Raw genomic sequence first — 8,158 nt, 5'->3', positions numbered from 1 at the left:
CGCGACGCCCGGCCCCGCGGCGAAGACCGCGCGCGGGGCGGCGCCCACCCCCGCGTCGAGGCCGTCACCGAAGCCGCCGCCGAAGAAGACGGCCAAGGCGCTCCCCGCGCCCCTACCGCCTTCCCCCGCCAAACGCCTCGCCATCCCCGCCATCACCATCGAGGCGCCCGTCATCGGCCTCGGTCTCGACCGGGCGGGGCAGCTGTACTCGCCGCCCGTCGACAACCCCCGCCTCGTCGGCTGGTACAAGGACGGACCCACGCCCGGCGAGAAGGGCACCGCCGTGGCCGTCGGCCACCGGGACACCAGGACCGGCCCCGCCGTCTTCCTGAACCTCAACGCCCTGAAGCCCGGCAACACCGTCCGCGTCACCCGCGAGGACGGCCTCACGGCCGTGTTCACGGTCGACCGGGTGCGGACGTACGACAAGAAGCGCTTCCCCGACAAGGAGGTGTACGGACCGGCCGACCGCCCCGAGCTGCGCGTGCTCACCTGCGGCGGCGCGTTCGACCGCAAGAAGGGCTACGCGGCCAACGTCGTCGTCTTCGCGCACCTCACGGACGTGCTGCCCGCGGGAGCCGCGCGCAAGGCATGACGGCACGATCCCGGCACCGGCCCGCGCCCCGCAGGAGCGCGGGCCCCGTCCGACGATCTCCGGCCAGGAGCGGGGGCTTCCGGGGCGGTACGGCCTCACGGACGGGCGGCCGGCCTCGCACCCTGCCCTCCCTGCGTACGGCCCCTGCGGCCGACCTCGCGGCGCGCCCGCTGCCCTCACGCGGCCGTACCGTGCTGCGGACTTGCGGACTTGCGGACTTGCGGGCCTGTGGGCCTGTGGGCTTGCGGACCTGCGGTCCTGCGGGCCGACCCGGCGCCGTGCGCCCGCCGGACGGGCGTGTGGCGCTGCCGCCGGCTGGGCGCGCGGCGTCCCCGTACGGCTGTCCGCCGCTCGTTGGTCCAGGCCCTGGGCCACCCTCACCGTCCTGACTCCGCCCTCGCCTTCCGGTCCCGCCCGGTGCGCCGCGCGTCCGGCGCCCTCCCGTAGAGGAGTACGAGCCCGCATGTCCCTCGTCCCGCCCGCCACGCCACCCGAGCCCGCCCCGGCCCCCGCGCTCCTCCCGAGCCCCTCAGCGCCCTCGGGGTCCTCGGCGCCCGCGCGCGCCGTGCCGCCGCGCCGGCTCCGCCTCGCCGCCGCCGCGGTCGCCGCCGCGCTGGTCGCGGTCGCGGCCCCGGTCGCCTCCGCCGGCTTCGGCGACGGAGCCCCGCCCGCGGCGACCACCGCCCCGGCCGGCGCCGAACCGTTCGCCGAGACGCGCCTCCTCTTCGGCACCGAGCGGCCCTACGGCGGACCCGCCGTCACCGACCGGGAGTTCACCGCCTTCGTCGACCGGGAGGTCACCCCCCGCTTCCCCGACGGGCTCACCGTGCAGGAGGGGCACGGCCAGTGGCGCGGCGCCGACGGCACGGTCGTGCGGGAGCGGTCGTACGAACTGGTGCTGCTCTACCCCTCCGCGCAGGCCAGGGCGAGCAGCCCGAAGATCGAGCGGATCAGGGAGGCGTACCGGCAGCAGTTCGGCCAGGAGTCCGTCGCCCGGGTCGACGACCGGGTCCGCGTGGACTTCTGACCCTGGCTCCTTCCGGCCCTGGCGCCAGAAAACTACCGCCGCTAGTTTGGTGGGCAGCGGCCGAGCCACCGCTCGGGCCGGGCCGACGGACAAGGGAGCAGCGGATGAAGGTCCTCGACGGCGTCTACGTGGACGGGGCGTGGCGGTCCGCCGGTGCGGCGGAGCCCCTCGCCGTGGTCGACCCGGCGACCGAGGAGGTCGTCGCCCGCGTCGGCGCCGGGTCGGCGCAGGACGTGGACGCGGCCGTAAGGGCCGCACGCGACGCCTTCCCCGGCTGGGCCGCCGCCCCGCCCGCCGAGCGTGCGGCCCGGCTCGCCGCGCTGCGCGACGCGATGGCGGCCCGTGCCGACGAGATCGCCGCGACGGTCACCCGCGAGCTGGGCGCCCCGCCGAAGCTCGCGCAGGCCGTCCACACGCAGCTGCCGATCGCGGTCGCCGGCTCGTACGCCGACCTGGTCGCCTCGTACCCCTTCGAGACCCGGGTGGGCAACTCCACCGTGCTCATGGAGCCGGTGGGCGTGGTCGGCGCGATCACCCCCTGGAACTACCCCCTCCACCAGATCGTCGCCAAGGTGGCGCCCGCGCTCGCCGCCGGCTGCACGGTCGTCCTCAAGCCCGCCGAGAACACCCCGCTCACCGCCCGGCTGTTCGCGGAGGCCGTGCACGAGGCGGGGTTCCCCGCGGGGGTGTTCAACATGGTCGTGGGTCTCGGCCCGGTCGCCGGCCAGGCCCTCGTCGGACACCCGGGGGTGGACATGGTGTCCTTCACCGGTTCCACGGCCGTCGGCCGCCGGATCGGCGCCCTCGCCGGCGGCGCCGTCAAGCGCGTCGCCCTGGAGCTCGGCGGCAAGTCCGCGAGCGTCCTGCTGCCCGGCGCCGACCTCGCCCCCGCGATCAAGGCGACCCTGGCCAACGCCCTGTCCAACTCCGGGCAGCGGTGCAGTGCCCTGACCCGGGTCCTCGTCCACCGCGACCAGTACGAGGAGGCCGTCGCCCTCGCCGCGGAGGCCGTCGCCGGGTACGTGCCCGGCGAGGGCATCGGCCCCCTCGTGAGCGCGGAGCAGCGCGAGCGGGTGGTCGGCTACATCGAGAAGGGCGTCGCGGAGGGCGCCCGCCTGGTGGCCGGCGGCCCCACCCCGCCCCTGAGCCGCGGCTACTACGTCAGCCCGACTCTCTTCGCCGACGTCGCACCGGAGATGGCCATCGCCCAGGAGGAGATCTTCGGGCCCGTCGTCGCCTTCCTCCGGTACGAGGACGAGGAGGACGCGCTGCGCATCGCCAACGGCACGGTGTACGGCCTCGCGGGCGCCGTGTGGGGCGCACCGGACGAGGCCGCCGCCTTCGCCCGCCGTATGGAGGCCGGGCAGGTGGACGTCAACGGCGGCCGCTTCAACGCGCGGGCCCCGTTCGGGGGTTACAAGCAGTCCGGGATCGGCCGCGAGCTCGGCGAGCACGGACTGACCGAGTACCTGCACACCAAGTCCCTCCAGTTCTGAACCGCCGCCGAGCCGCCGTCCGCCCAGCCGTCGTCCGTCCCAGTCGCCGTCCGAATCGGGAGAAGCCGATCGTGGTCGTCCGTGCCGCCGTCCTGCCGTCCGTCGGGTCTCCGCTGGAGATAACCGGCATCGACCTGCCCGGGCCGGGCCCCGGTCAGGTCCGGGTCCGCCTCGCCGCCGCCGGGGTGTGCCGCTCCGACCTGTCCCTCTCGAACGGCACCATGCGCGTGCCCGTGCCGGCCGTCCTCGGCCACGAGGGCGCGGGCACGGTCGTCGCCGTGGGGGAGGGCGTCACGCACGTCGCTCCGGGTGACGGCGTGGTCCTCAACTGGGCGCCGTCCTGCGGGTCCTGCCACCACTGCGGGATCGGGGAGGTGTGGCTGTGCACCGAGGCGCTGAGCGGCACCGGGCGGGTGCACGCCGTCACGGAGGACGGCACCGAGCTGCACCCGGGCCTCAACGTCGCCGCGTTCGCCGAGGAGACCGTCGTCGCCGCGGCCTGCGTGCTGCCCGTGCCCGACGGCGTGCCGCTCGCCGACGCCGCCCTGCTCGGCTGCGCCGTCCTCACCGGCTACGGCGCCGTCCACCACGCGGCACGTGTCCGCCCGGGGGAGTCCGTGGCGGTGTTCGGGGTCGGCGGGGTCGGGCTGTCCGCTCTCCAGGCGGCGCGGATCGCCGGTGCGGGGCCGATCGTCGCCGTCGACGTGTCCCCGGAGAAGGAGCACCTCGCCCGGGCCGCCGGGGCCACCGACTTCGTCGTCGCGTCCGCCACCACCGCCCGGGAGATCCGCGCCCTGACCGGCGGGCGCGGCGCGGACGCGGCCGTCGAGTGCGTCGGCCGGGCCGTCACCATCCGCGCCGCCTGGGACTCCACCCGTCGCGGCGGGCGCACCACCGTGGTCGGCATCGGCGGCAAGGACCAGCAGGTGTCGTTCCACGCTTTGGAGATCTTCCACTGGGGCCGCACCCTGAGCGGCTGCGTGTACGGGAACGCCGACCCGGCCGCCGACCTCCCGGTGCTCGCCGAGCACGTCCGCGCGGGACGGCTCGACCTGTCGGCCCTGGTCACGGACCGGATCGCGTTGGACGGCATCCCGGCGGCGTTCGACAACATGCTCGCCGGCAAGGGAGGGCGCGCCCTGGTGGTGTTCTGACCCGCCTGTCTTCCTTCCACCCGCACCGCCTGCCCCCGGTCCCACCAGCCGGGCCCCGGCACGGGGCCGGGGCCCGCACGCCCGTCCTGCACGCGGCCGAGAACCTCGGTGAGCCCTGCGGGTGCCGGCACGAGAGCGCCCCCGTGGCCGGGGGCCTCAGTCGAAGATCTTCCACTCGACGGACAGGGCGCCGGTCGTCAGGGTCAATATCACGAAGCCGATGAGCACGAGGCATCCGCACCCGACAAGAGACAGCCCACCCCCGCCTCCGCCGTGTCGGTCCTCGCTGAGACGGCAACTGGAGGCGTGATCCCCGATATGAGCACCCGGGCACGAACAGCTCATCCCATCCCCCTGCACGAGCCGCGTCGCCCCTGTGGGGCGACGACACGGAGGACCGAGGCCCATCGCGGGCAAAGGCCACCCATCAGCTTCGCACCCACGGAGTCGGACGAGGAGTCCTTCGGCAGGATTGCCGCCCTGCGTCCGCCGGCAGGGCCGCACCGAGTCGGCAGAGGCATCCCTGGCCTTCCCCGGGATGTCACTGATCGGGTGCCGGTTGCCCCCGGGTGGTCACCGATCCGGTGCCGGTCGACTGAACGGCGTGGGGCCGAGCCCCGCCGCCGGGCACCGGCTGCTCACCCGCACCGGGCGCCCGGCGCCTCACGGGACCGGACCGCGCCGCGGGTGCGGGCCGGTGCCGGCTCAGGCCCGTACGACGGTTTCGTACCGCACCGCGAGCCCGTCGAGCAGCGCCCGCAGCCCGGTCTCGAAGGCGCCCTCGTCGACGCGCTGGCGGTGCTCGGCGAGCAGGTGCGCCTGCCCGAGGTGCGGGTAGTCGGCGGGGTCGTACGCCGCCGCGTCGTCGACGAAGCCGAGGGCGAAGGAGCCCAGCGCGGAGCCGGTGACGAAGTACCGCATCAGGGCGCCGATGTGCGTGGCCTCGGCCGGGGGCCAGCCCGCCCGCACCATCGCGCCGAACACGGCGTCCGCCACCCGCAGGCCCGCGGGGCGGCGGCCGGGGCCGCGGGCCAGCACCGGCACGATGTTCGGGTGCGCGGTGAGGGCGGCCCGGTAGGACACCGCCCAGTCGTGCAGGGCCGTGCGCCAGTCGCGGGGGTCGTCCGCGTCGAACATCGACAGGTCGACCTGGGCGCTCACCGCGTCCGCGACCGCTTCCAGGATCTCGTCCTTCGTGTGGAAGTGGTTGTAGAGCGACGGCCCGCTGACGCCGAGTTCGGCGGCGAGGCGCCGGGTCGAGACGGCCTCCAGGCCCTCCGCGTCCACCAGGGCGGCCGCCGCCGCGACGATGCGTTCTCGGCTGAGCAGGGGCTTGCGCGGTCGGGCCATGCGGCACATAGTAGGGCTGCCAACTAAAACTAGCACTGGTAGTTAATGAGGGGGTCCCGTGGACCTGGAGCTGAGCGAGGAGCAGCGGGACGTCCGGCGGCTCGCCGAGGACTTCGTCCGCCGCGAGGTGGTGCCGTACGCCGCCGCGTGGGACCGCGCCGAGAGCGTCGACCGGGCGATCGTGAAGAAGCTCGGCGCGCTCGGCTTCCTCGGCCTCACCCTTCCGGAGCGGTACGGCGGTTCGGGCGGCGACCACCTGGCCTACTGCCTGGTCACCGAGGAGCTGGGGCGCGGCGACTCCGCCGTGCGCGGGATCGTCTCCGTCTCGCTCGGGCTGGTCGCCAAGACGATCGCCGCCTGGGGCGACGAGGAGCAGAAGCGGCGCTGGCTGCCCGGGCTGGCCTCGGGCGACCTGCTCGGCTGCTTCGGACTCACCGAACCCGGCACCGGCTCCGACGCGGCGGGCCTGGCCACCCGGGCGGTACGGGAGCCGGGCGGCGGCTGGGTGGTCAACGGCTCGAAGATGTTCATCACCAACGGCACCTGGGCCGATGTCGTGCTGCTCTTCGCCCGCACCAACGAGGCGCCCGGCCACCGGGGGATCTCCGCGTTCCTCGTCCCCGCCGACACGCCGGGTCTCGGTCGCCGCCCCGTCCACGGCAAGCTCGGACTGCGCGGCCAGGCCACCGCGGAGCTGGTGCTCCAGGACGTCCGGCTGCCCGCGGACGCCCTCCTGGGCGAGGAGGGCAGGGGCTTCGCCGTGGCGATGTCCGCCCTCGCCAAGGGCCGGATGTCCGTCGCCGCCGGCTGCGTCGGCATCGCGCAGGCGGCCCTCGACGCGGCGGTGGGGTACGCGGGGCAGCGCGAGCAGTTCGGCCGGCCCATCGCGTCGTACCAGCTCGTCCAGGAGCTGCTGAGCGACATCGCGGTGGACGTCGAGGCCGCCCGGATGCTGACCTGGCGGGTCGCCGACCTCGTCGACCGGGGCAGGGACTTCGTCACCGCCGCCTCCCAGGCCAAGCTCTTCGCCTCGGAGGCCGCCGTGCGCTGCGCGAACAACGCCCTCCAGGTCTTCGGCGGCTACGGATACATCGACGAGTACCCGGTCGGCAAGCTCGTGCGGGACGCCCGCGTCATGACCCTCTACGAAGGCACCAGCCAGATCCAGAAGCTGATCATCGGTCGTGCGCTGACCGGCGTGTCCGCCTTCTGACGTCCCACCCCGGTCTCCGGCGGTCCGGAAGGGACCGGTACGCCCCCCATTGCCCTAAGCGCTTGCTCACCGGCGCGGTATGGTGGTCGCCTCGGGTACGGAAGGGGCGAGCGAACGATGTGCACGGCGGAGGAGAAGGACGGCGCCGACGACGCGGCCTGGGACGAGGTCGCCCCCGACGCGGCCCGGCGGCTGCTCGTGGCCGCCGTCGAGGCGTTCGCGGAGCGCGGCTACCACGCCACGACCACCCGGGACATCGCGGGCCGCGCCGGGATGAGCCCCGCCGCGCTCTACATCCACTACAAGACCAAGGAGGAGCTCCTCCACCGGATCAGCAGCATCGGCCACACCAAGGCGCTGGAGATCCTGGAGGGCGCCGCCGACGGCCCCGGCACGGCCGCCGAGCGCCTCGCCGCCGCCGTGCGGTCCTTCGTCCGCTGGCACGCCGGCCGGCACGCCACGGCACGCGTCGTGCAGTACGAACTCGACGCGCTGCGGCCCGAGCACCGCGCCGAGATCGTGGCGCTGCGCCGGCGGAGCGACGCGGCGGTGCGCCGCATCATCGACGAGGGCGTGGCCACGGGGGAGTTCGACGTCGCGGACGTGCCCGGCACCGCCCTCGCCGTGCTGTCGCTCTGCATCGACGTGGCGCGCTGGTTCAACGTGCGGGGCCGCCGCAGTCCGGAGGAGGTCGGAGACCTCTACGCCGGGCTGGTCCTGCGCATGGTGGGCGCGGGCGTACCCGGCACCGCGTGACCCCGGCCGCCCACCCGCGCCCGGCCGCCCCGAGGGCGGCCGGCGGTCGGCCCCGCGTCGGGGTCCCGGGTGCTCCCCGGTGCCCTGGAAACCCCTGGTGAGGGCGGGTCGCCTGTGTTCGGCGCGGGCCGCCACGACGGTGGGCGGCCGACCCGCCCACGGGGCGCCGGCGGCACCGGCGCGGCGTGCGCGGTCGGTCGTCCGCCGGGGCGACGGCCTCGCTGCCTGTCCGCCGCCCGGCGGGTCGCCGGCGCGCGCCGCCTGACCGGGGGTGGTCGCTTCCCGGCGCTTCGCCCGCCGGCTGCGGGCCGCACCGGCAGACGGCTCGCCCGCGGGGCGCGGGCCGCATCGACCGGCCGGTCACCGTGCCCTGACGGGCCGCCGAGCGCGGGTCGTGTCCCTCATGGGCCCGCCCCGGTCGGCGGGCCGCCACTCACCGGCACGGGCGGCACCGAACCGGCGGGCCGCCGTCACCGGCTGGGGTGTCCACCGGGCAGGCCGCCACGGGCGATGGGGCACCGTCGTCCGCCGCGAGGCCGCCTGCCCCGGGCGGGCCGCCGCTCCCGG

General features: G+C 75.8%; 7 protein-coding genes. 6 read left to right on the top strand and 1 reads right to left on the bottom strand.

The genetic code is table 11. The features are described 5' to 3' along the window. The 4 genes from BJP40_RS08375 to BJP40_RS08360 form a co-directional block, all read left to right on the top strand. A partial coding sequence (locus BJP40_RS08375; protein ID WP_079171016.1) for a class F sortase occupies positions 1-595 on the top strand: 595 nt, incomplete at its 5' end. 463 nt (positions 596-1,058) lie between these two features. After that, positions 1,059-1,622, top strand: coding sequence for a DUF3574 domain-containing protein (locus BJP40_RS08370; RefSeq protein WP_079171015.1), 564 nt, complete (start codon positions 1,059-1,061; stop codon positions 1,620-1,622). A 104-nt stretch (positions 1,623-1,726) separates the two neighbouring features. Next, positions 1,727-3,118, top strand: coding sequence for an aldehyde dehydrogenase family protein (locus BJP40_RS08365; RefSeq protein WP_071279837.1), 1,392 nt, complete (start codon positions 1,727-1,729; stop codon positions 3,116-3,118). 68 nt (positions 3,119-3,186) lie between these two features. Continuing rightward, positions 3,187-4,272, top strand: coding sequence for a Zn-dependent alcohol dehydrogenase (locus tag BJP40_RS08360; protein WP_071279838.1), 1,086 nt, complete (start codon positions 3,187-3,189; stop codon positions 4,270-4,272). A gap of 705 nt (positions 4,273-4,977) precedes the next feature. Here BJP40_RS08360 and BJP40_RS08355 read toward each other — a convergent pair. Beyond that, complete coding sequence (locus BJP40_RS08355; RefSeq protein ID WP_071279836.1) at positions 4,978-5,622, bottom strand: TetR/AcrR family transcriptional regulator; 645 nt, start codon at positions 5,620-5,622, stop codon at positions 4,978-4,980. 58 nt (positions 5,623-5,680) lie between these two features. Here BJP40_RS08355 and BJP40_RS08350 point away from each other — a divergent pair, with 58 nt between their 5' ends. Continuing rightward, complete coding sequence (locus tag BJP40_RS08350; protein ID WP_071279835.1) at positions 5,681-6,835, top strand: acyl-CoA dehydrogenase family protein; 1,155 nt, start codon at positions 5,681-5,683, stop codon at positions 6,833-6,835. Positions 6,836-6,952: 117 nt separating this feature from the next. Continuing rightward, complete coding sequence (locus BJP40_RS08345) at positions 6,953-7,591, top strand: TetR/AcrR family transcriptional regulator (protein ID WP_071279834.1); 639 nt, start codon at positions 6,953-6,955, stop codon at positions 7,589-7,591. Positions 7,592-8,158 lie beyond the last annotated feature (567 nt).

The organism is Streptomyces sp. CC53, assembly GCF_001865245.1.
In the GTDB taxonomy this organism is placed as follows: Bacteria; Actinomycetota; Actinomycetes; order Streptomycetales; family Streptomycetaceae; genus Streptomyces.
The sequence above is the reverse complement of the archived record's forward strand: the minus strand, read 5'-3'. Positions and strand labels throughout refer to the sequence as shown.